The sequence below is a fragment of the Streptosporangium sp. NPDC006930 genome (genome assembly GCF_040635605.1).
Classification (GTDB): Bacteria; Actinomycetota; Actinomycetes; order Streptosporangiales; family Streptosporangiaceae; genus Streptosporangium.
Genome location: NZ_JBEYID010000049.1, coordinates 7,931 through 8,220, shown reverse-complemented (window position 1 = coordinate 8,220; position 290 = coordinate 7,931). Strand labels below are relative to the sequence as shown.

General features: G+C 69.3%; 1 protein-coding gene. It reads left to right on the top strand.

The features are described 5' to 3' along the window. On the top strand, window positions 1-290 hold a 290-nt coding region (locus tag ABZ664_RS39145), incomplete at both ends, for a hypothetical protein (RefSeq protein ID WP_362522298.1).

Sequence of the window (290 nt, the reverse complement as noted above, 5' to 3'; positions counted from 1 at the left end):
CAAGTGAACGGCCGACCCATCGCCGTCACCGGCGGCGCGGACGCCACGGTGCGGGTGTGGGACCTAACCACCCGCAAACCCCTCGGCCAACCAATGACCGGCCACACCAGCACCGTCGGAGCGATCGCGGTCGGACAAGTGAACGGCCGACCCATCGCCGTCACCGGCGGCGCGGACGCCACGGTGCGGGTGTGGGACCTAACCACCCGCAAACCCCTCGGCCAACCAATGCCCCGCGACCCCAGCAACGTCTTTACGGTCGCGGTCGGACAAGTGAACGGCCGACCCAT